Source organism: Georhizobium sp. MAB10 (genome assembly GCF_045012825.1).
Classification (GTDB): domain Bacteria; phylum Pseudomonadota; class Alphaproteobacteria; order Rhizobiales; family Rhizobiaceae; genus Georhizobium; species Georhizobium profundi.
This window is the reverse complement of sequence record NZ_CP118314.1, coordinates 536,006-558,564: the sequence shown is the minus strand read 5'-3', so window position 1 is coordinate 558,564 and position 22,559 is coordinate 536,006. Positions and strand designations below refer to the sequence as shown.

Annotated in this window: 18 protein-coding genes; 8 read left to right on the top strand and 10 right to left on the bottom strand. The window is 62.0% G+C overall.

Features of this window, described 5'->3' with window-relative positions; all coding sequences use genetic code 11:
• Nucleotides 1-49 precede the first annotated feature (49 nt).
• Entirely contained in the window at nucleotides 50-763 is a 714-nt protein-coding gene (locus tag PU133_RS02520) for a DUF1013 domain-containing protein (RefSeq protein WP_126007420.1), read from the bottom strand.
• 271 nt (nucleotides 764-1,034) lie between these two features.
• On the opposite strand from PU133_RS02520, the gene acs reads away from it, so the two are divergent.
• Nucleotides 1,035-2,987 carry an acetate--CoA ligase gene (gene acs / locus PU133_RS02515; RefSeq protein WP_404863371.1) on the top strand — a complete coding sequence of 651 codons (1,953 nt, stop codon included), beginning with the start codon at nucleotides 1,035-1,037 and terminating at the stop codon, nucleotides 2,985-2,987.
• Nucleotides 2,988-3,011: 24 nt separating this feature from the next.
• Here acs and PU133_RS02510 read toward each other — a convergent pair whose 3' ends face one another.
• The 3 genes from PU133_RS02510 to PU133_RS02500 form a co-directional block, all read right to left on the bottom strand.
• Entirely contained in the window at nucleotides 3,012-3,602 is a 591-nt protein-coding gene (locus tag PU133_RS02510; RefSeq protein ID WP_404863370.1) for a YqaA family protein, read from the bottom strand.
• 373 nt (nucleotides 3,603-3,975) lie between these two features.
• Nucleotides 3,976-5,358, bottom strand: a complete 1,383-nt coding sequence (locus PU133_RS02505) for a pilus assembly protein TadG-related protein (protein WP_404863369.1) — start codon at nucleotides 5,356-5,358, stop codon at nucleotides 3,976-3,978.
• 188 nt (nucleotides 5,359-5,546) lie between these two features.
• Entirely contained in the window at nucleotides 5,547-5,726 is a 180-nt protein-coding gene (locus PU133_RS02500) for a DUF1674 domain-containing protein (RefSeq protein WP_404864415.1), read from the bottom strand.
• 158 nt (nucleotides 5,727-5,884) lie between these two features.
• Between PU133_RS02500 and htpX the strand changes: the two genes are divergently transcribed.
• The 4 genes from htpX (at nucleotide 5,885) to purH (ending at nucleotide 11,740) form a co-directional block, all read left to right on the top strand.
• Nucleotides 5,885-6,817, top strand: a complete 933-nt coding sequence (gene htpX, locus PU133_RS02495; protein WP_126007412.1) for a zinc metalloprotease HtpX — start codon at nucleotides 5,885-5,887, stop codon at nucleotides 6,815-6,817.
• A complete protein-coding gene (locus tag PU133_RS02490; protein WP_404863368.1) occupies nucleotides 6,808-8,199 on the top strand; it encodes an RsmB/NOP family class I SAM-dependent RNA methyltransferase in 1,392 nt (463 codons plus the stop codon). The genes htpX and PU133_RS02490 overlap by 10 nt, the downstream gene beginning before the upstream one ends.
• A 131-nt stretch (nucleotides 8,200-8,330) precedes the next feature.
• Nucleotides 8,331-10,016, top strand: coding sequence for a heparinase II/III family protein (locus PU133_RS02485; RefSeq protein WP_404863367.1), 1,686 nt, complete (start codon nucleotides 8,331-8,333; stop codon nucleotides 10,014-10,016).
• A gap of 107 nt (nucleotides 10,017-10,123) precedes the next feature.
• Entirely contained in the window at nucleotides 10,124-11,740 is a 1,617-nt protein-coding gene (gene purH / locus PU133_RS02480) for a bifunctional phosphoribosylaminoimidazolecarboxamide formyltransferase/IMP cyclohydrolase (protein WP_404863366.1), read from the top strand.
• 6 nt (nucleotides 11,741-11,746) lie between these two features.
• Here the strand turns inward: purH and PU133_RS02475 are convergent, their stop codons facing one another.
• Nucleotides 11,747-13,087, bottom strand: a complete 1,341-nt coding sequence (locus PU133_RS02475; RefSeq protein WP_404864414.1) for an MFS transporter — start codon at nucleotides 13,085-13,087, stop codon at nucleotides 11,747-11,749.
• A 189-nt stretch (nucleotides 13,088-13,276) separates the two neighbouring features.
• Nucleotides 13,277-13,936 carry a YggS family pyridoxal phosphate-dependent enzyme gene (locus PU133_RS02470; RefSeq protein ID WP_404863365.1) on the bottom strand — a complete coding sequence of 220 codons (660 nt, stop codon included), beginning with the start codon at nucleotides 13,934-13,936 and terminating at the stop codon, nucleotides 13,277-13,279.
• Between the two features lie 161 nt (nucleotides 13,937-14,097).
• On the opposite strand from PU133_RS02470, the gene leuS reads away from it, so the two are divergent.
• Genes leuS through holA form a run of 3 tightly spaced genes read left to right on the top strand, consistent with a single transcriptional unit; the run spans nucleotide 14,098 to nucleotide 18,302 of the window.
• The gene (leuS, locus tag PU133_RS02465; RefSeq protein ID WP_404863364.1) at nucleotides 14,098-16,716 is read left to right on the top strand and encodes a leucine--tRNA ligase; all 2,619 of its coding nucleotides are present in this window, start codon (nucleotides 14,098-14,100) and stop codon (nucleotides 16,714-16,716) included.
• Entirely contained in the window at nucleotides 16,703-17,272 is a 570-nt protein-coding gene (gene lptE, locus PU133_RS02460; RefSeq protein WP_404863363.1) for an LPS assembly lipoprotein LptE, read from the top strand. The genes leuS and lptE overlap by 14 nt, the downstream gene beginning before the upstream one ends.
• The gene (gene holA / locus PU133_RS02455) at nucleotides 17,250-18,302 is read left to right on the top strand and encodes a DNA polymerase III subunit delta (protein WP_404863362.1); all 1,053 of its coding nucleotides are present in this window, start codon (nucleotides 17,250-17,252) and stop codon (nucleotides 18,300-18,302) included. The genes lptE and holA overlap by 23 nt, the downstream gene beginning before the upstream one ends.
• Before the next feature lie 26 nt (nucleotides 18,303-18,328).
• Here the strand turns inward: holA and PU133_RS02450 are convergent, their stop codons facing one another.
• Genes PU133_RS02450 through mnmG form a run of 4 tightly spaced genes read right to left on the bottom strand, consistent with a single transcriptional unit; the run spans nucleotide 18,329 to nucleotide 22,534 of the window.
• Nucleotides 18,329-19,210 (bottom strand): ParB/RepB/Spo0J family partition protein, encoded by an 882-nt coding sequence (locus PU133_RS02450; protein WP_404864413.1) that lies wholly within the window; start codon nucleotides 19,208-19,210, stop codon nucleotides 18,329-18,331.
• A gap of 26 nt (nucleotides 19,211-19,236) precedes the next feature.
• On the bottom strand, nucleotides 19,237-20,022 hold the full coding sequence (locus PU133_RS02445) for a ParA family protein (RefSeq protein WP_404863361.1): 786 nt from the start codon (nucleotides 20,020-20,022) through the stop codon (nucleotides 19,237-19,239).
• A 20-nt stretch (nucleotides 20,023-20,042) separates the two neighbouring features.
• Complete coding sequence (gene rsmG / locus PU133_RS02440) at nucleotides 20,043-20,657, bottom strand: 16S rRNA (guanine(527)-N(7))-methyltransferase RsmG (protein ID WP_404863360.1); 615 nt, start codon at nucleotides 20,655-20,657, stop codon at nucleotides 20,043-20,045.
• Entirely contained in the window at nucleotides 20,654-22,534 is a 1,881-nt protein-coding gene (gene mnmG / locus PU133_RS02435) for a tRNA uridine-5-carboxymethylaminomethyl(34) synthesis enzyme MnmG (RefSeq protein ID WP_404863359.1), read from the bottom strand. Before mnmG ends, rsmG begins: the two co-directional genes overlap by 4 nt.
• Between the last annotated feature and the right edge of the window lie 25 nt (nucleotides 22,535-22,559).

Sequence of the window (22,559 nt, the reverse complement as noted above, 5' to 3'; positions counted from 1 at the left end):
AAAACGCCCGGCACGAGGCCGGGCGTTTCTATGTGGTCCGTGACGACGATCAGCGACGATAATCGTCTTCTTCGTCTTCTTCCGGGGTCTCGCGCTTCAGCGACTTCAGCTTGGCGAAGACGGCCTCGGCGTCGATTTCCTTCTCTTCTTCCTCGCGATCGTTGCCGGCACCGAAGCCCAGCTTTTCCGTCTCGCTTGTCGGCGCCAGGGTCTCGTCGGCTGCCGCAGACGGTAATGGACGGCCTTTGTTGGCGCGTTCGATTTCGAGATCGAGATCGATCTGCGTGCACAAGCCAAGCGTCACCGGATCCATCGGCGTCAGATTGGCTGAGTTCCAGTGGGTACGGTTGCGGATCTGCTCGATCGTCGACTTCGTCGTGCCGACGAGGCGCGAAACCTGCGCATCCTTCAGTTCAGGGTGGTTGCGCACCAGCCAGTAGATGGCGTTCGGACGATCCTGACGCTTGGACACAGGCGTGTAACGCGGTCCCTTGCGCTTTGCTTCCGGAACGCGAACCTTTGGGTCTGCGAGCTTCAGCTTGTGGTTCGGGTCGGCTTCCGCCTTCGAGATTTCCTCGCGCGAAAGCTGGCCGGTCTGGACCGGATCGAGTCCCTTGATGCCCTGGTGCGATTCGCCATCGGCGATCGCCTTGATTTCCAGCGGGTGCATCTTGCAGAACTGGGCGATCTGGTCGAAGGAGAGCGCCGTGTTGTCGACGAGCCAGACGGCTGTCGCTTTCGGCATGAGCAGTTGTTGAGCCATGGATGTGATCCTTCTATCGTCCGCGCTCTTTTCAGGGAACGCGCCGCGGGATTGGGTGTACTGACCACAATTTCCGGGAATGACGAGGTCTATACGCGCCTTCGGCTGCGATTGCAATTGATCCTGTGCTGCGCCATCCGGCCGCAAACCCTTCGTCTAATTGCCGGGTGCCCTTGAGATGTTATGAATGCCGCCAGGAAGAGGTCGGCATGTCCGGCCCGGAGGACGACATGCGTGAGAGCGCATGGCCGAGGATCAAGGAGGATTGTTCATGTCCGCTGCCGTCTACAAAGTACCCCAGGATGCGGAAGCGCGTGCCAAGATCAACCGGTCGACCTATGAGCAATGGTACGCCGAGAGCATCGACAATCCGGAAGCGTTCTGGTCCGAACACGGCAAGCGGATCGACTGGTTCAAGCCCTACACCAAGGTCAAGAACACCAGCTTCGAGGGCGATGTCTCCATCAAGTGGTTCGAAGACGGCCTGACCAACGTCTCCTACAACTGCATCGACCGGCATCTGGACAAGCGCGGCGATCAAGTCGCGATCATCTGGGAAGGCGACGACCCGGCCGACGACAAGAAGATCACCTATCGCGAACTGCATGACGCCGTCTGCCGGCTCGCCAACGTCATGAAGGACAATGGCGTCAAGAAGGGCGACCGCGTCACCATCTACATGCCGATGATCCCGGAAGCGGCCTATGCGATGCTGGCCTGCGCCCGCATTGGCGCGATCCACTCGATCGTCTTCGGCGGCTTCTCGCCCGACGCACTGGCCGGCCGCATCGTCGACGCCGCCTCGACCTTCATCATCACCTCTGACGAGGGTCTGCGCGGCGGCAAGAAAGTGCCGCTCAAGGTCAACACCGACAAGGCAATCGAGATCGCCAAGAAGCAGGGTGCTGACGTCGCCAACGTGCTGGTCGTCAAGCGCACCGGCGCCGATGTGGCGTGGCACGAAGGCCGCGACATCGCCTATGAGGACGCTGTCGCCAAGGCCTCCGCGACATGCGAGCCGGAACAGATGAACGCGGAAGACCCGCTTTTCATCCTCTACACGTCTGGCTCCACCGGCAAACCCAAAGGCGTGCTGCACACCACGGGCGGCTACCTCGTCTACGCCTCGATGACTCACGAATATGTCTTCGACTACCATGATGGCGACATCTACTGGTGCACGGCAGACGTGGGCTGGGTGACCGGTCACTCCTACATCGTCTACGGCCCGCTCGCGAACGGCGCGACGACGCTGATGTTCGAAGGCGTGCCGAACTACCCCTCGCCCGCCCGCTTCTGGGAAGTGGTCGACAAGCATCAGGTCAACATCTTCTACACCGCCCCGACGGCGATCCGCGCGCTGATGGGCGCCGGCAACGACCATGTGACGAAGACGTCGCGCAAGTCGCTGCGCACGCTGGGCTCGGTCGGCGAGCCGATCAACCCGGAAGCCTGGGAGTGGTACCACAACATCGTCGGCGACAAGCGTTGCCCTATCGTGGACACTTGGTGGCAGACCGAAACCGGCGGCATTCTCATCACGCCGCTGCCCGGCGCGATCGACCTCAAGCCGGGTTCGGCGACCCTGCCCTTCTTCGGTGTCAAGCCCGAGCTTGTCGATGCCGAAGGCAAGGTCCTGGAAGGCGCGACGGACGGCAATCTCTGCATCGCCGATTCATGGCCGGGGCAGATGCGCACGGTCTATGGCGACCACGAACGCTTCATCCAGACCTATTTCTCCGCCTACAAGGGCAAGTATTTCACCGGTGACGGCTGCCGCCGCGATGCCGACGGCTATTACTGGATCACCGGTCGCGTCGACGACGTGATCAACGTCTCCGGCCACCGCATGGGCACCGCCGAAGTGGAATCGGCGCTGGTTGCGCATGAATCCGTGTCCGAAGCGGCGGTCGTCGGCTATCCGCACGACGTGAAGGGCCAGGGCATCTATTGCTACGTGACCCTCATGGGCGGCGTCGAGCCGAGCGATGAGCTGAAGAAGGATCTCGTCAAGCACGTGCGCAACGAGATCGGCCCGATCGCATCACCGGACAAGATCCAGTTCGCGCCGGGCCTGCCGAAGACCCGCTCGGGCAAGATCATGCGCCGTATTCTCCGCAAGATCGCCGAGGACGATTTCGGCGCGCTCGGCGACACCTCGACGCTCGCGGACCCGGCAGTGGTCGACGATCTGATCGAGCACCGCGAAAACCGGAAGGCCTGATCCGTCAGGCTTTCCGGAATCCGGCTACCACCAAAGCTTGTAGCCGTAATAGCCGGCTAAGAGCAGGCCCGCAGCAACGCCACAACCGACCAGCAAGGCGCGTCGGTTGTGGCGCCATGCATCGATCACGTGCTCGCCCACCAGATAGACGACAAGGGCCAGACCGTAATAGCGCACACCGCGCGCAATGAACGCTGCCAACAGAAAGAGCGGCAGCGAGTAGCCCGCAGCGCCTGCCGTCAGCATCCCGATCTGGAATGGGATGGGAATGATGCCGACGGCGATGATCGCCCAGAAGCCGTGGCTCTGGAAAAGCTCGAGAAACTCGGCGTAGCCGGCCTGCCAGCCGAAGGTTTCGATGGCCCAGCGGCCCGCTGTCTCGAAGAAGAGATAGCCGAGGAGATAGCCAAAAAGCGCCCCCGCGAGGCATCCGGCCAGCACGATGGTGGCGAGCCAGAACATGCGCGCGCGATGGATCGCCATATAGGGCACGAGAATCAGCTCGATCGGGATCGGAACGATGACCGTTTCGGCGAAAGAGGCCCCGAAGAGCAGCGTTTTCTCGTGGCGTGAACGCGCAAGCCGCTCCAGCCAGTCCTCGACCTTGTTCTTCATCCGATAAGCCACTCCATGCACGCGCCCCGGGCTTTCGTCTCGCCCGCAAGGACCATGGAAAGCAACCGCGGCGAAATGGCGACCCGCGATAAAGGTTCCTTCGACAAGGGCCATTGCCACGGGAGCGGAAGCGACCCATATTCCTTGTCATGTGCAACGAAACGAAAGGAGGTGATCCGATGTCGAGTGATTTTGGTATCCGTCGCGAGGCTTTGGTGGATCGTCGCCACGGGGAGCAGCCTTCCCGTTGATCGGCAGGACATAAGCGGTGCCGGCCCGACCATAGGCTGGCCGACGGCGCCGCGGCGGATGCGAGTCACGCCAAACCGAACCGCCCCGATCACCATCGGGGCGGTTCTTTTTTGTCCGCATGTCAGCGGACGAGACGAAGCGACTGAATGGTGCGGCTGATTTCCGTGTAGGCCGCCGTCAGGTCCGCACCCGTCGTCGCGCTGTAGAAATACTGGATGGCGCCGTCCTGCGGTGTTGCGCAATCGCGAAGCATGTTCATGGCGCGTGTCCCGTCGCGAAGCCCGAAGCCGATGGTGAAGACCGTGATGCGATCGTCTTTCATCGCCTTGCAGAGCGCCAGGGCCTGATTGGTGGCCCGCGTGGTCTCATTCCCCTGCGGGCCGTTCCGTGGGGGTTGCCGGTTGGATCCTAAGAAGGCGGTATTGAATTCGCCGTCGGTCATGATGATCGCGTATTTTTTTACCGTGTCCGAACTCGTTGCGGGATCACGAGCCCTCGACCCCTCCGGAAGATAGTCTGCCCATTCGGGCGAGAGCATGTACCAGGCCCACTGGATCCCGATCTGGCCCGCGGTGACACCCTTCGCCGCAAAACTCTGGATCGATGAGGTCAGTCGATCAGCGTCGTTCGTCAGCGGGATCAACGCGGCGTCGGGGCAATCCGCAAGGCGATCATCGCGATTGACCATGGCGCGATCCGGCCCATCTGGCAGAACCGCATAGTCGCCCTTCCGCTCCGTGGCGCACGTGTCTTCCGCGAGGGGACCGGACCCGGAAAGGTTCACCTCGGGCGAAAGTCCGGCGGGTCGCTGCCCACTTTCGATCATGGTCGTGAAATCACCGAACCGCGGCGGCGCGGTGTTGGCGCCCCCATCGTCCGGAAAGACATAACGCGCCAGACTGCCTGCATTCACGGCCTCGGCGTAAGGCACCGAACTGACGCGAACCGTCTCGCTCTCTCCATCACCCAAGAGAAGCGTTACACCCTCTGTTGCCGCGTTCTTGAGATCACGCAGCCGGGCACCTTTCATCGATCCTGTCACGTCAAACGTCATCGCCACTTCCACATAGGTCGTGCCGTAGAGTGCTGCGGAATTCGTGCGCAGCGTCAGCGCATTGTTCTCGCCGAAGAAGCGGAACATCGTGTCGAAGTCGCGCGTGCCATTGGCCGACAGCGTCTTCGTCGCTTCGTTGAACTGGATGTTCTCGATCCGGTAGCCGGCGACTTCTTCGGCCGAGACGTTCAGATTGGCGGCGAACATCGCGTTCATGTAATTTTCGGCTTCAGCGCGGGTGATCTCGCCAAGCGAGATCGACCGGGCCGTTGCAAGCACCGCCGCATCCAGCGCGTTCGCCATGGAACTGCGCTCCGTCATCGCGCGGGAGACCTCGACGGCGAGTCCGCCTGCCGTGAGAAGCACGACGGCGGTCAAGCCGAACATGATCGCAATGTTGCCCGCTTCGTCCTTGGCAAACCGGCGATAGTGAGAAAGCAAGTTCGGCATCGGCGCTGCTCCGAGATAATCCATCGATCATCGGAACACAGCTGATTTTGCGCTGCCCAACTGTCCCGTGATCGAACGCTATCCTCGGGCAAGCAAGGTTAAGCGAGATGTAACGGCGCTTGAGCTTCGCTTCACAAGCTTAGTGGGGCTTCAATGCTTTCACGACAATTTGAAATATCGGGAGAGATCTAGAAATCGATCGCCCGGCCATCGATCTCCCAATCGCCGAAACGCGCCGGATCGAGGCCACCGCGTCCTCCTATTTCGCGAGGCTGTTGCAGTTCACGCGCCTTCGCCCGGCGTTCCTCCGCTTCGGCAAGAGCGCGCTTGGCCGCTTCCGTGAGCGGCGGACGCTCTCCCTTCGGCATGATCTGCTCTGCAGCAACTTCATGATTTTCAGCGGATTCGGTCATCATTCGGCTTTCATGCTGAGAATATTGACGTGACTTGGCCGGCTCCTCACATATAGAGGCGCCTGACGCGCGGGAAAAGCCCGGCGAGCCGGCAGCAAACGGAGCCGATGACGATGAACCTTGTTCGTACCGCGATGCTGATCGCCTTCATGACTGCGCTGTTCATGGGTGTAGGGCTTCTGATCGGCGGCACGAACGGCATGCTGATTGCGCTGGTCGTTGCCATGGGCATGAACCTGTTCGCCTACTGGAACTCCGACAAGATGGTGCTGCGCATGCACCACGCTCAGGAGGTCGATGAGCGTACGGCTCCGGAGTTCTACGGCATGGTCGCGGGGCTTGCCGAAAATGCGGGCCTTCCGATGCCGAAGGTCTACGTGATCAACAACCCGCAGCCGAACGCCTTCGCCACGGGCCGAAACCCCGAAAACGCCGCCGTCGCGGCAACGACCGGGCTGCTCAACAGCCTATCGCATGAGGAAGTAGCAGCCGTCATGGCGCATGAGCTTGCCCATGTGCAGAACCGCGACACACTCATCATGACCATCACCGCGACGCTCGCCGGCGCGATTTCCATGCTGGGCAATTTCGCGTTCTTCTTCGGCAATAACCGCAACAACCCGCTCGGCATCATCGGCGTGCTGCTAGCCATGATCGTCGCGCCCTTCGCTGCGATGCTGGTGCAGATGGCAATCAGCCGTACCCGCGAATACTCTGCCGACAAGCGCGGCGCCGAAATCTGCGGCAATCCGCTGTGGCTCGCCTCTGCCCTGCGCAAGATCGCCGGTGGTGCAAAGCGCGTCGTCAACGAAGACGCCGAGCGCAACCCGGCCACCGCGCATATGTTCATCATCAATCCGCTGAACGGCCAGCGCATGGACGGCCTGTTCTCGACCCACCCGGCTACGGAAAACCGCATCGCGGCGCTGGAGCAGCTGCATCAGGAGATGGGTGGCAGCGCGCCGGCCCAGGCAACCATGCAAAGCGCCCGCCGCGGACCATGGGATAACGGACCGTCCTCCACGCCGAGGGGTCCGTGGTCTTGAGCGCCGGTAAGGCCGGCCAGCCGCGCAAGCGCCAGGAAACGTCGACGCACGCACAGCCTTCGAACCAGAAACCCGGTCTCGCAACGCGCCAGGCCGCGACGCGCCTGCTGGGCGCAGTGATCGATCGCGCGATCTCGCTTGATGGTTTGCTCGAGCCTGAAAACGGCAACGCGACCTATCGCGCTCTGCCGCCGGCCGATCAGTCGCTTGTGCGCGCCATCCTGCTGACCGCGCTGCGCAACCTGCCAGTTCTCGACGCGGCCATCGATGCGATGGTCGATCGCAAGCTTCCCGATGGTGCACGCTCGCTGCGTCACATCCTGATCGTTGCCGCCACGCAGATTCTCTTCCTGGACATTCCCGATCGTGCCGCCGTCGATCTCGCGGTGGAGCAGACCCATGCGGACCCCCGCAGCCGCCGCTTCGCAAATCTGGCGAACGCCGTGCTCCGCCGCCTGTCGCGTGAAGGACAGGCCGTGCTCGAGCAGGTCAAGGACCAGGCGGCCGGCGGCCCGGCCTGGTTGGTCGACATGCTGCAAAGCCACTATGGGAAAGAGCATGCCAGGCGCATTTTGGACGCGCACCGGTTTGCTCCACCGCTCGACCTGACGGTGAAATCCGATGCGGCAGGTTGGGCCGAGCGCCTCGGCGGCATCGTCGTTGCCACCGGCAGCGTTCGACTCCGTGCAGCCCACGGCGCAATTGCTGAGCTCGAAGGCTTCGATGAAGGCGCCTGGTGGGTTCAGGACGCTGCCGCATCCATCCCCGCTCGGCTCTTCGGCGATATCGAAGGCCTTGCGGTCGCCGACCTCTGCGCAGCCCCGGGCGGCAAGACCGCGCAGCTTGCAGCCGGCGGCGGCAAGGTCACGGCGTTCGATCTCTCTGCCAATCGCTTGCGCCGTCTTGGCGAAAACATGGATCGGTTAGGCTTGAAGGTCGAAACGATCGTCGGCGATTTTCGCAAGACAGCCGGCAATCGAACATTCGATGCAGTGCTCCTCGATACACCTTGCTCCTCTACCGGCACGATCCGCCGCCACCCCGACGTGCCCTGGACGAAGTCGGCCGAAGACGTCGCCAAGCTCGCATCCCTGCAGGCCGACCTGCTCGACGCGGCGATCGGTCTCGTAAAGTCCGGCGGCAAGCTTGTCTTCGCCAACTGCTCGCTCGACCCGTCCGAGGGCGAGACACTGGTGAAGGCCTGCCTCGCAAAGCGCGACGATGTGGAACTGGTTGCGGTCGACCCGACCGACTGGCCGGGGCTCGAGGAAGCGATCACGAAGGAAGGATTTTTCCGTACGACCCCTGCCATGATGCAGGGCGACACGCCTGAAACGTCCGGCCTCGACGGATTTTTCGCCGCAATCCTGCGTCGTCGCTGAATTTGACCATCTGCGCCGCCGATCTCCGGCAATTTTGTCATTTGTTTTAACGAATTGCCCTCAGACTCGCTATGCATGAGAATCACTTGGCCAATCCGGCCTGATGCAAGGGTCACGGGGTCGATTTGACATTGGCACTTTCAGACACGCGGCGTTCGCTGCGTCTCTACGCTGAGGAGGTCTGGCGTCGCTTTTACCGGCGCGTCGCCCTCGGCAGGGTGACCGCATTCCGTTTTGCCGGCATGACTCCCGATCGGCTGATCGTTGCGCCGACCGATCTGCGCATGGCAGACCGCCACATCGCAGACGAAATTTACGCAGGCCGGTTCCCCTTGGCAGGTCAGGTCTTCGAGACCTACGGCGACTCCCCCTTTATCGTGGACCTTCCGTCGGAAGAATTCGCCGAGCGGCTGCATTCGTTCCGCTGGCTTCGGCATCTGCGTGCCGCCAACACCGAGCTTGCCTTCTCCAACGCGCGCGCGTTGGTCGACGAGTGGATCACGATCCATGGACGGCGGGTCGATGGCGCCGGCTGGCGGCCGGAGATCATGGCCGAGCGTGTGCTCGCCTGGATGTCCCATTCCACCGTGGTTCTCAAAGGGTCCGATCACGGCTTCTACCGGCGCTTCCTGAAAAGCCTCGCGTTCCAGGTCCGCTATCTGCGCCATATCGCGCCGACCACGCCGAATGGCGAAACGCGCCTGAAGGTGCGCATCGCCCTGGCGATGGCGACACTCGCGATGCCGGCAAGCCCCGCCGCGATCCGGACAGCCGCAAAGAACCTTGATCTCGAACTCGACTGGCAGATCCTCGCCGATGGCGGGCATGTCTCGCGCTCGCCCGAAGTCGCGCTCGACCTGCTGTGCGACCTGCTGCCGCTGCGCCAGACCTACATCAATCTCGGGCAGACTTTGCCGAAGAAGCTGATCCCCGCGATCGACCGCATGTTTCCGGCACTGCGTTTTTTCCGGCACTCGAATGGCGAGCTGGCACTCTTCAACGGCGCGACATCGGTGTCCGCCGACCGATTGCTGTGCGTATTGCGCTATGACGAAAGCACCGGCCGTACCTTCAAGGCCGCGCCGCATCTCGGTTACCAGCGTCTCGAATGCGGACCGACGGTCGTGATCGCCGATACGGGCAGCCCACCGCCCGGCATCCTGTCGACGCGGGCGCACGCGGGCTGTCTCGCCTTCGAAATGTCATCCGGCCGCAACCGCTTCATCGTCAATTCCGGCATGCCCGTTGCGGCAAGCCGCGAATTCCAGTCGCTGGCGCGCTCCACCGCTGCGCATTCGACTGTTGTCGTTCAGGACACCTCCTCCAGCCGGCAGTCGCAGTCGCGCTTTCTTGGACCCATCATGATCGGCGGCATCCGCACCGTCTCGCTGGAGCGCATCGACAGCGACACGGGCAACCAGGGCTTCGTTGCCCGGCATGATGGCTATCTCGCCCGGTTCGGCCTTTATCACGAGCGGGAAATCCGCCTTTCGCCGGACGGCGCGCGGGTTGTCGGCCGCGATCGTATTCTGCGGCGCGGCGACAAGGATCCGGAGCCGTCCGACAAGCGTGTAGCGGTCGCACGCTTCCACATCCATCCGAAGATTACGATCAACCAGGCGTCGAGCGGCAACGTTCTCCTGACGGCACCCGACGGAGAACGCTGGACGTTTGAATGCGTCGAAACGAAGCCTGCGGTCGAAGACAGCATCTATCTCGCCGACATCACCGGTCCGCGACGCTCGTCCCAGATCACTGTCACGATGCGGCTTGGCCAAACACCTGAAGTTCAATGGACGATGACCCGGCTGGTTTGACCGCCGGCTGCCGCCAAAGCGTTTCCTCTCGCGCCATGCTGTGCTAGGCGACCCCCGAATTCGCCGGAAGACCCTCCCGCGTTCCGGCTCCAAGGGGATTGATCAACATGGCCGTTTCATCGAAGCGCGTTCCGGCGCCGGACCTCGTCACCATTCGTCGCGCATTGCTGTCGGTCTCCGACAAGCAGGGCCTGATCGAATTTGCGACCGCGCTTTCGAACCTCGGCGTCGAACTGCTTTCGACGGGCGGAACGGCCCGTGCGATCGAAGCGGCAGGTCTGCCCGTGCGCGACGTGTCCGATGTCACCGGCTTTCCGGAAATCATGGACGGCCGCGTGAAGACGCTGCATCCCGGCGTGCATGGCGGACTTCTCGCGATCCGTGACGACGCCGAGCACGCCGAGGCGATGGAAAAGCACGGCATCGTTCCGATCGATCTGGCCGTGATCAACCTCTATCCGTTCGAAGAGGTGCGCGCGAAGGGCGCCGATTACGAGACGAGCGTCGAGAACATCGACATCGGCGGCCCCGCCATGATCCGCGCCGCGGCGAAGAACCATGCCTATGTGACGATCGTCACCGACCCGGAAGACTATGGCGCAGTTCTGGAAGGCCTGGAGGCCCACTCCGGCGCGCTGCCGCTTGCTGCCCGCAAGGAACTCGCAGCCAAGGCCTATGCCCGCACCGCCGCCTATGATGCGGCGATCTCGGGCTGGTTCGCTGAGGCCCTCGACCTCCCTGCCCCGCGCCACCGATCGTTTGCCGGGAAGTTGAAGACCGTCATGCGCTACGGCGAGAACCCGCACCAGCAGGCTGGCTTCTACGTCACCGGCGAGCACCGCCCCGGCGTTGCTACCGCGACGCTGCACCAGGGCAAGGCGCTCTCCTACAACAACATCAACGACACCGATGCTGCCTTCGAGCTCGTCAGCGAGTTCGCCGCTGCGTCCGGCCCGGCCTGCGCGATCATCAAGCACGCCAACCCGTGCGGCGTGGCCGTCGGTTCGTCAGCGCTGGAAGCCTACCGAAAGGCGCTCGTCTGCGACCAGACGTCGGCATTCGGCGGCATCGTCGCGCTCAACACCGAGCTCGATGCGGAAGCTGCCCGCGCGATTACGGAGATCTTCACCGAAGTGATCATCGCGCCGTCGGCCACGGAAGAAGCGATGGCGATCGTCGCCGCAAAGAAGAACCTGCGGCTCATGACGACCGGAGCGCTTGCCGATCCGGCCGCTGCCGGCATGACGGTTCGCTCCGTTGCCGGTGGTCTGCTCGTCCAGAACCGCGACAATGCGCTTGTCGATCAGATGGACCTCAAGATCGTGACGAAGCGCGCACCGGGCGAAACCGAATTGGCCGATCTGCGCTTCGCCTTCCGGGTGGCCAAGCACGTGAAATCGAATGCAATCGTCTATGCCAAGCACGGCGCGACCGTCGGCATCGGTGCGGGTCAGATGAGCCGCGTCGACTCCGCGCGCATCGCCGCCCGTAAGGCCATCGATGCCGCCGAAGTGCTCGGCTTGCCCGAGCCGCTGACCCGTGGTTCGGTAGTGGCGTCAGATGCCTTCTTCCCCTTCGCCGATGGTCTGCTGACGGCGATCGAAGCCGGTGCAACGGCCGTGATCCAGCCGGGCGGTTCCATGCGCGACGACGAGGTGATTGCCGCAGCCGACGAGGCCGGCATCGCTATGGTCTTCACCGGTGTGCGCCACTTCCGGCACTAACCCCCGTCACAGGGGACGGGATGGCGGCACCGGCTTGTTGGCGGGATAGGGCGTCGCGACCAAGATCGCGAGCCCGACCACGAGGAACAGCACCAGCGTCGCCATGCCGAGCCTTGCCGAGCCGCTGAGTGCGGTGACCGTCGCCACGGTGAAGGGCGCAAGGAACGACGTCGCGCGGCCCGCAAGAGCGTAGAGCCCGAAATAGCGCCCTGCTTCCTCGGGCGTCACCGAGCGGGCGAAGAACGAGCGCGACGAGGCCTGCACCGGACCGAAGGCGACGCCGATCAGCAGGCCGAAGAAGATGTAAGCCTTCTCCGCCGGCGTGCCGAAGAGCCCGCCGGAATCCTCCAGCCCGAGCTGCCACCAGCCGAAAAGCGTAAAGCCGGGTCCGGTCGAGACGATGCCGATACAGGCGATCGTCAGGCAGACGAGCGAGATGATCACCAGCACCTTCGAACCGACGGTTCGATCGAGACGGCTTGCCGCCAGGCAACCGAAGATCGCGACGACGTTGAGGATGATGCCGAAAACGCCGATCTCTGTCGTCTGCCACGCAAACATCGCCGCAGCAAAGGTCCCGCCAAGCGCGATGAGCCCGTTGACGCCGTCCTGGTAGATCATGCGGGCAATGAGAAATCGCAGGATGGCCTTGCGCTCGCGCAGTTCGCCCCAGGTCGCCTTGAGATCGCTCCAGCCGTCGCGGACCGCAGCGCCCAGCGGCTTCACCTGCGGCGTATCCGGCGTCAGCAGGAACATCGGCAGGATGAAAACGAGATACCAGATCGCGGCCAGCGGACCCGTGGCGCGAGCGGCTTCGCCTGCTGCAGGATCGAGCCCGAAGATCGGCGGCAGGCCGATCAGCGTCAGCCCGGTTTCCTCGGACGCCGCCATGAGAGCGACGACGCAGATGAGAACGAGCATGCCGCCCAGATAACCGAGGCCCCAGGCGATATTGGAATAACGCCCGATCTCCCGATTGGTCATGAGGCTCGGGATCATCGCATCGTTGAAGACGATCGAGAATTCCGCGGCGATCGAAGCGATGACGATCAGCAGGAACGGATAGATCAGGGCGGAGCCTGGCTCCGCGTTCCACAGCAGGAACAAAGCAACGATCTTCACGCTGGCGAAAGCCGCGATCCAGCGCTTGCGCGCTCCGGTCTGGTCGGCGATCGCACCGAGAACCGGCGAAAGAACGGCGATCAGCAATCCCGAGAATGCGATCGCATAGCCCCACCAGGCTTGCCCGCGCACGGGGTCGTCAGCCAGCTGCGAAACGAAATAGGGACCGAAGATGAAGGTGATGACGACGGTGAAGAAGGGCTGGGCCGCCCAGTCGAAGCCCATCCAGCCATAGATGCCGCGCTTGCGCGTGCGCTCCGAGACCGCCTCAGAAACAACGCTCACGACAGTTCGCCCGCGCGAGCATGAAGCGACAGACCTTCCCGCAAACGACCCATCGATTTCCCCAATCCAATCGCTTTGCCCGTTTATGGCATGCAACGGTGTCGGAGGCATCACAGGATTTTTCCGGGTTCAGCGGGTCCCGAAGATCGCTGAACCAACCCGCACGCTCGTTGCACCAAACCCGATCGCAATCTCGAAGTCCGCGGACATGCCCATGGAAAGCTTCTCGACCCCGGCTTCCCGCGCCAGTTTTCGCAGCAGCGCGAAATGAGGGCCCGGGGCTTCGTCCACCGGCGGAATGCACATGAGCCCGACCACGTCGAGCTTGTGGACGTCGCGACAGCGCTCGACGAACGCCAACGTCTCGACCGGGGAAATGCCCGCCTTCTGCTCTTCCTCGCCGATATTGACCTGGACGTAGAACTGCAACTGCCGGTTCTGCTTTGCGCATTCGGAAGCCAAAGCCGCTGCGATCTTTTCACGATCCACCGTCTCGATCACGTCGAACAGCGCCACAGCGTCGGCCGCCTTGTTGGATTGCAGCGGGCCAATGAGATGCAGCTCGAGATCGGGAAACTCTGCTCGCAGCGCCGGCCATTTGCCTTGCGCTTCCTGAACGCGGTTTTCGCCGAACACCCGCTGTCCTGCTTCGAGCACCGGGCGAATGGCCTCCGCCTCGAAGGTCTTGCTGACGGCCACCAGTTCGACGCCGCCAGCTTCTCGCTCCGCCTTGCGTTCCGCGCGGCTGATCTTCTGCTTGATGGCGGCCAGATTATCGACTGCGCTCACATCGCTCTCCCTGATTGCGACCAGCACCTAGCGCGGCGCGCCGACCACGGCAATGCCGCCGCGCGCCTCGAGAGCGCTGGAATGGTTGACGATCATAGGGTTTCATGGTGAAGGTCCCGCCCACACCAAACTTCCGACAGTTCCGGAATTTCAAGGCAGCCATGGCGATCGAACGATACAATCCACGCGAAACCGAGCCGAAATGGCAGGCGCGCTGGACCGAAGATCAGGTCTTCGAAACGAAGGATGATGCTGTCGGCGAGAAATACTACGTGCTCGAGATGTTTCCCTATCCCTCTGGGCGCATCCACATGGGTCACGTGCGCAACTATGCCATGGGCGATGTCGTTGCCCGCTATAAAAGAGCGCGCGGCTTCAACGTGCTGCACCCGATGGGCTGGGACGCCTTCGGCATGCCAGCCGAAAACGCTGCGATGCAGAACAAGGTCCACCCCAAGGAATGGACCTACCAGAACATCGACACGATGCGGCGCCAGCTGAAATCGATGGGCCTGTCGCTTGACTGGAGCCGCGAATTTGCGACCTGCGACGTGGAATACTATCAGCGCCAGCAGCACCTCTTCCTCGACTTCCTGGAGAAGGGCCTCGTCTACCGCCGCGAGTCCAAGGTCAACTGGGATCCGGTCGATCAGACGGTCCTGGCCAATGAGCAGGTGATCGACGGCCGCGGCTGGCGTTCGGGCGCTCTCGTCGAGCAGCGCGAGCTGACGCAGTGGTTCTTCCGCATCACCGATTTCAGCGAGGACCTGCTGACGGCGCTCGACGGTCTCGATCGCTGGCCGGAAAAAGTCCGGACCATGCAGAAGAATTGGATCGGCAAGTCCGAAGGTCTCGTGATCCGCTGGGAGATCGATAATTCAACGGCGCCCGCAGGCGCAACGGAGCTCGAAGTCTATACGACGCGACCCGACACGCTGTTCGGCGCGTCCTTCATGGCGATCTCGCCGGATCACCCCCTTGCGCGCCAGGCTGCCGCGTCGAACCCCGAGCTTGAAGCCTTCTGCGAGGAGTGCCGGCGTGCGGGCACTTCGCTGGCCGCGCTTGAGACTGCGGAGAAGAAGGGCTTCCCGACAGGGATTCACGTGAAACATCCCTTCGACCCGTCGTGGACGCTGCCTGTCTATGTCGCGAATTTCGTGCTGATGGATTACGGCACCGGTGCGATCTTCGGCTGCCCGTCCGGCGACCAGCGCGACCTCGATTTCGCCAATCGCTACGGTCTGCCGGTAACCCCGGTGGTGATGCCGAAGGATGCGGACACCGCGTCGTTCCAGATCACCGAAACGGCCTACACGGGCGAAGGTGTGATGATCAACTCGCGCTTCCTCGATGGCATGACGCCTGACGAAGCATTCGAGGAGGTCGCACGGCGACTGGCTGACACCGAGATCAACGGCCGGCCGCAGGCGGAACGCAAGCTGAACTACCGCCTGCGCGACTGGGGCATTTCGCGCCAGCGCTACTGGGGATGCCCGATTCCCGTAATCCACTGCGAAGCGTGCGGCGTCGTGCCAGTGCCGAAGGCGGACCTCCCGGTGCAGCTGCCGGACGACATCAATTTCGACAAGCCGGGCAACCCGCTCGACCGCCATCCCACATGGCGCCACGTGTCCTGCCCGCAATGCGGTGCCGATGCGCGTCGCGAAACCGACACGATGGACACCTTCGTCGATTCCTCCTGGTATTTCGCCCGCTTCACCGCGCCCCGCGCCGATGCGCCGACCGAGCCCCAGACGGCGAATGCCTGGCTGCCTGTCGACCAATATATTGGCGGCATTGAGCACGCGATCTTGCACCTTCTCTATTCGCGCTTCTTCACGCGCGCGATGAAGGCGACAGGCCATCTCGATCTGGACGAGCCGTTCAAGGGCTTGTTCACACAAGGCATGGTCGTGCACGAAACCTACAAGGGTGAAGCCGGCTGGGTGGCGCCTGCCGATGTTCGCATTGAAGATGTCGAGGGCAGCCGCCGCGCAATCCATCTCGAAACGGGCGAAGCGCTGACGATCGGCTCGATCGAGAAGATGTCGAAGTCGAAAAAGAACGTCGTCGATCCGGACGACATCATCGCCTCGTTCGGCGCCGACACCGCACGCTTCTTCATGCTGTCGGACTCACCACCTGAGCGCGATGTCATCTGGACCGAATCAGGCGTCGAAGGCGCCCATCGGTTCGTACAGCGTGTCTGGAGACTGGTGCAGGAATCGGCACCGGCGCTGTCGGGCATTGCGCCTACCGCTGGCGCCTCTGGCCCTGCTCTCGAAGTATCGCGTGCCGCGCACAAGGCGCTGAAAGCCGTTGGTGAAGATCTTGAACGTCTCAGCTTCAATAAGGCTGTTGCGCGCATTTACGAGCTGACCAATGCTCTGTCCGTCCCGCTGCAGTCGGTCGCCAAGGACGGTGCGGAGCCTGAGATGCTGGCTGCCTGTCGTGAGGCCGTCGAAATCCTTGTCCACCTGATTGCACCGATGACCCCTCACCTCGCCGAAGAGTGCTGGTCTGCGCTTGGAAACGAAGGCATGGTTTCCATGGCGGCCTGGCCGGACTTCGATCCCGCATTGGTGGTGGAGGATGAAATCCTCCTGCCTGTGCAGATCAACGGCAAGAAGCGTGGCGATTTGACAATCGCGCGCGAAGCCTCGCAAGATGACGTGAAAGCCGCCGTGCTGGCGCTCGATTTCGTACAAGCAGCCATGGCTGGAAACGAGCCTCGGAAAATCATCATCGTTCCCCAGAGGATCGTGAATGTCGTTGTCTGACATCCGCCGTGCGATCGGCCGGCCTGTTCTTCGCCTTACAGCCGGGGCGCTGTGCCTCGGGCTTGCCGCCTGCCAGGTCACGCCGCTTTATGCTGATCGGTCGGCGCCGGGTTACGACATGGCCGCCCGGCCCGCAGCAGACATCATCATCGAGGCGGCTGACGATCGGGTCGGCCAGGAACTTCGCAACGAACTGATCTTCCTGCTTCACGGCGGCGCCGGTCAACCGTCCGATGCGCGCTACCGCGTTGACCTCACGGTTACCCGCAGCGACGTTGGGATTCTACGCAACCCGATCGATGGTCGGGCAACCGGTCAGAACCTGACCGTGCGCGCCGAATACCAGATCACGGATTCGGCAACCGGGGACGTCGTGGCTCTTCGCCGGCAAGCGGTCACCACGAGCTACGACCGTTTTGAGCAGGGCTTTGCCGATATACGCGCCGCGCGGGATGCGGAAAATCGTGCTGCGCGGGAGTTGGCAGAGCGCCTCAGAGCCGATCTCGCGCTGTTCCTGACGACAGAGGCGGCCCGTGGCGCAAATCAAGGCGCATGAATTCGAACGCCTGATTGCCAAGGGCCTCCCCCCGCAGCCAATCGTGCTAATTTATGGGCCCGATCGCGGACTGGTGGCCGAACGTGCGGCCAGTCTGGTTGTGGCGAGCAAGGTTGATGCCGACGATCCCTTTTCGGCCGTGAGGCTCGACGCGGTTACGGTGAATTCCGATCCCGGCCGTCTGGTCGACGAGGCGCGCGCCATCAGCCTCTTCGGCGGGTTGCGGCTCGTCCGGCTGCTGGGTGCCGGTAACGACCGCGGCGTTCTCGAAGCGGTCGGAGAGCTGGCAAACAATCCCCCCAGCGACTGCCTCGTTGTCATCGAAGCCGGTGATCTCAAGAAGGGCACAGGACTTCGAAAACTCGTCGAAGAGGCGAAAGCCGGGCTAGCCGTGCCCTGCTACGCCGATGAAGGGCGGAGCGTAAACGAGCTGATCGACAGCGAGATGTCGGCAGCAGGACTACGCCTGACTTCGGCCGCAAGAGAACTCCTCGCGAGCCTTATCGGCGGTGACCGCCTGGCCTCGCGTGGCGAGATCCAGAAGCTTGCCCTCTATGCCCAGGGCAAGGATGTCGTCCAGGAAGAAGACGTCCTGGCGGTGATAGGGGATGCCTCCGCTTTATCAGTTGATGCGGCCGTGGACGCCGTGTTGTTGGGAGACGTCGAAGCACTCGATCTTTCGCTGCGGCGGATCATGGCCTCGAAGACATCAGTTTTCCTTGCGCTGCAAAGCTGCCTGCGCCAGTTCCAGGCTCTTGAAACGATGCGCGCATCCGTCGAGCAGGATGGCAAACCCGTCGGCAATGTGGTTGCAGAACAAGGTAGGCGTGTGCATTTCCGGCGAAAGCCCGCCCTGGAGAAGGCGCTCGCCGCTTGGCGAATGGATGCGATCGGGCAGGCTCTCACGCACCTGCAGGCCGCTATCCTTGAAACGCGGCGCCGGCCAGCGCTGGAGGACGCGATCGCGAGGCAGGCACTTCTAGCGCTGGCAGTGCGATCGGCCCGCGCCGCTCGCTTGCAACGCGCTTAATCATCCTCAGTCAGTTTGCCGGCAAATTAGCTTCTGGCGCCCAGCAGCCGGCAAAGCTCATCCAGTTGATCCAGCGACTTGTAATCGATGCGGATATGGCCGCCGCGTGTCTTGTGGCTGACTTCGACTTTCAACCCGAGCACGTTGGACAAGGACTGCTCGAGCGCCAGAGTATCGGCGTCCTTCGATGCAGCCGCCCTTGTCGGCTCGTTTTCGGCACCACCGGTTTCGGCATCCTTCTGGGCCAAGCGCTCTGCATCTCGCACGGACAGACCCTTGCTGACGATCTCGCGCGCCAGCTTGGTTGGATCCGACGTCGCCGCAATGGCGCGCGCATGCCCGGACGACAGCTGACCGCCGGCAAGCATCGACCGAACGATTTCAGGCAGCTTCAATAGCCGAAGACTGTTGGCGACATGGCTGCGGCTCTTGCCGATGATGTCGCCGAGATCGTTCTGCGTATAGCCATGCTCAGCGATAAGCTGCTGATATCCCTGCGCTTCTTCCAGAGGATTGAGATCGGCGCGCTGAACGTTTTCGACGATCGCCAATTCAAGCGCCGTACGGTCGTCCACATCGCGGATGATGACCGGGATCTCGACCAGCCCAGCCTGCTGCGATGCGCGCCAACGCCGCTCCCCAGCGATGATCTCGTAGCGCCCTGCCCCGCGTGTGCGCACGACGACCGGTTGCACGACACCATGCTGGCTGATCGACGCGGCGAGGTCCTTGAGATCATCCGGATCAAACTGGCGGCGCGGATTGTTGGGGTTCGGCGTCACATGCTCGATGGGAACAAAACTGTCGGCTTTGGCACGCGACGGCGCAGTCGTTTCAGGCTGATCCATCTCGCCGATCAGGGCTGCCAGTCCGCGGCCGAGGCGTCTCTTCGAAGTGTCTTCACTCATCATGTCTTCCTTGGACAATCGGACGATCAAGCGGCCCGTCGCCGACGCTCGCGCTGGATAACCTCAGAGGCCAGTTGCAAGTAAGCCTGGCTACCAGCGCATTTGAGGTCGTAAATGATAGCCGGCTTACCATAAGACGGCGCCTCAGATACACGTACATTGCGAGGGATGAGTGTCGTGTAAACCTTGTCCCCCAGATGCTCGCGCACGTCGGCCACCACCTGTTGGGCGAGGTTGTTGCGCGCATCATACATGGTCAGCACTATCCCCTGGATATCAAGCGCTGGATTGAGCGTCTGCCTGACCTGGCCGACAGTTTCGAGCAGCTGGCTTAAACCTTCCAGTGCAAAGAACTCGCATTGCAGTGGAACCAGTATGGAGTTCGCGGCTACCATCGCGTTGATCGTCAGAAGGTTCAGGGATGGCGGGCAATCGATGAGGACGTAGCTGAACCGCCGAGCAGCCTCGGTTTGCAAAGCCTTCTTCACGCGCAGCACACGGTCAGAAGCAGAAGAGATCTCCATCTCGACACCGAGCAGATCCATCGTCGAAGGCACGATCGACAGATTGGGTACAGCGGTCGGGACAACAATTTCCTCAAGTGTTGCCGAATTCGTCAGCAAGTCATAGCTAGAGAGCCGACGCTCCTTTCGCTCGATTCCAAGTCCCGTGCTCGCATTTCCTTGGGGATCGAGATCGATGACGAGAACATTCTCGCCGATCGCGGCAAGCGCCGTCGCCAAATTGATGGCCGTCGTCGTTTTGCCGACGCCACCCTTCTGGTTCGCAATGGTGATGATCCGATTCAGCATGTCAGCTCCGCAAGTGCCGCTCAGCGGCGACGGAGGCCACTGATCTCCAGCAAGACCGATTCATCGCTTCGGTCTTGCTTATGTTCTACCAGATGAAAATCCCAAGCGCCACGAGCAGCCTCGACCTCGTTTCGGTAATCCCGACCTTTGTGGAAGTAGGCAACTGTTCCGTCTGAAATCCACGCCTCAGTCAGCTGCAATAGGTCCGACAACGAAGCCAGTGCACGCGCCGAAACGGCATCAGGCCGCTCGATCTTGAGCGATGCAGCCTCGATTCGTTCAGGGTGCACGGTTGCGCGCGCCCCGGTGGCCTGTATCGCTGCCCTTAAGAACGCAGCTTTTTTCGAATTGCTTTCGATCAGGTGCACATGGCCACGAGTCCGTTCCGCAAGACAGATAGCCGTCACAAGCCCGGGGAAGCCGGCGCCCGAGCCAAGATCAGCCCATCGAAACGGTGTTGGCTGCGTGTGATATACGTGGAGCGAATCACGGATGTGACGCGCCCAGACATCCTCTACCGTCGAGGGGCCAATGAGATTGATCCGTGATTGCCAGCGCTGCAGCAAGTCAACAAGAATCGCCAACCTGTCCACTGTTTCACGTGAAACACGCAGATCACTATAATCGACTTTCACGCTGACAGGGCCTCTTCTGCGGTCGCCCGACGCTTGAGCTTGGACAGTATCAGCGCGATGGCAGCCGGCGTCATGCCTTCGATATTGCTCGCATGCGCGATGCTTAAAGGTTTGGACATCGACAGCTTGCGCTTCAGCTCGTTCGACAATCCAGGCAACGAAGCGTAGTCAAAATCGGCTGGTATGGCGCGTTCTTCTTCACGACGAAGCTGAGAAGCCGATGAAGCCTGTCGCTCAAGATAAACTGAGTAGACCGCTTCAATCTCCAGACTTTCGCGCAACTCGACCGAGATGGCAGCGAGGGAGGGAATAGCTCTCTCGAACGATTCGATTTTTGTCTCTGGATGTGAAAGCAGATCAAACACCGACTTCTGCACTCCGTCGCGCCGCGGTGAGATCGATACGGCTTCCAACTGCGACCTACTGGGCACTGTTCGCTTCAACAGCTCTCGTGCCTCATCCAAACGGTTCGTCCACTGCTCGAAGCGGTACCGACGCTCTGACGATACACATCCCAGATTCAATCCCGTTGGAGTAAGCCGTACGTCGGCATTATCAGCGCGCAGCGACAGCCTGAACTCCGCTCTCGACGTGAACATACGATAGGGCTCCGATACGCCCCGTGTCGTCAAATCATCGATAAGCACGCCGATATAGGAGTCCGCCCGGCTGAACGTCACTCCATCGGCCCCTCCCGCAGTCCGCGCCGCGTTCAGTCCGGCGACCAAACCTTGGGCGGCCGCTTCCTCGTAGCCCGTCGTTCCGTTGATCTGTCCGGCAAGAAACAGCCCGGACAGACGCTTGGTCTCAAGCGTCTGATGAAGCTCACGCGGATCGATATGGTCATACTCAATTGCGTAACCCGGCTGCAGGATCTTCGCCTTCTCCAGGCCGGGTATTGTCGCTATGAAAGCCGCCTGGACATCCTCTGGAAGAGACGTCGAAATGCCGTTGGGGTACACCGTGTGGTCGTCGAGACCCTCGGGCTCCAAGAAGATCTGGTGGCTTTCCCGGTCCGCGAAGCGGACGATCTTGTCTTCTACCGACGGGCAATATCGAGGTCCGACCGAGGAGATGTTCCCCGAATACATCGCCGAACGCTTGATGTTCGTCTCGATGATGTCATGCGTCTGCTTTGTGGTCCGCGTGACGCCGCATGCAATCTGGGGAACCGTAATCCGATCTGTCATGAAGGAAAACGGCACGGGATCAGCATCAGCTTCCTGACGATCAATGCTGGCCCAATCGATCGTGCGCCCATCAAGGCGCGCCGGCGTCCCCGTCTTGAGCCTTCCGAGCTTAAAGCCCAATCGCGACAATGTCTTAGAGAGACCGAGTGAGGGCTGCTCGTTCATTCGTCCCGCTGCAAACTGGCGATCACCGATATGAATGACGCCACGCAGGAAGGTCCCCGTCGTCAAGACGACAGCCCGACAGCGGATCGTCCGGCCATCAGCCAAGACAACTCCGGTCACATGTCCATCGGCGACCAGAACATCTTCAGCTTCTCCCTCTACGATGAAGAGGCTGCTTTGATCATTGAGGGCTCGCTGCACGCCTTGGCGATAGAGCTTGCGATCGGCTTGCGTGCGAGGTCCGCGCACCGCCGGCCCCTTCTTGCGGTTGAGCATGCGAAACTGAATGCCGGCCTGGTCCGCCACGCGACCCATTAAACCGTCCAAAGCATCGACCTCGCGAACGAGATGTCCTTTGCCCAGGCCGCCGATCGCGGGATTGCAAGACATAACGCCGATCTTGTCAGCGGACAGACTGAGCAGCGCCGTATTGGCGCCAAGGCGCGCCGAGGCCGCGGCAGCTTCGCAGCCTGCATGCCCCCCGCCAATGACGACGACGTCGAATGCGGAAAGTTGATCCATCACCACCAGTCCTCAGTGTTTCACG